General features: G+C 60.2%; 1 pseudogene. It reads right to left on the reverse strand.

From position 1 onward, the window contains the following. Positions 1-334: pseudogene (locus AGR1_RS29440) on the reverse strand (plasmid partitioning protein); the annotation flags it as partial.

Consider the following 334-nt stretch of genomic DNA (forward strand, 5'->3'; position numbering starts at 1 on the left):
CATGTCATGACCCTTCTGGGTCACGTCAGGCCGAGCCTTCTGCGTCGTGGATGCACCGGAATCATCGCTGCCTTCCGCAGTTCCCTCAGGACTGCTTCCCTTCGGCTTGGCCGTTTCAGGCATGCGGTAATGCACCGTCTGCACCTTGCCATCGCGGTCAAGGTAAAGCGCGGTATGATCAGACTTGGACGGCTTGCCGTAGACTTGCGCCGCCTTTTTTGGCAGCTCCGGCTGACCCCAACTGTTGACCTCGATGATGGCGCCGCGCTTCGGCAGGTTGCTGGTCATCCATTCGTGTTGGGCGCCGAGGAAGCCCTCGACATTCGTCGTGTAG

Origin of the sequence: Agrobacterium sp. B1(2019) (genome assembly GCF_008274755.1) — a bacterium.
GTDB lineage: Bacteria > Pseudomonadota > Alphaproteobacteria > Rhizobiales > Rhizobiaceae > Agrobacterium > Agrobacterium salinitolerans.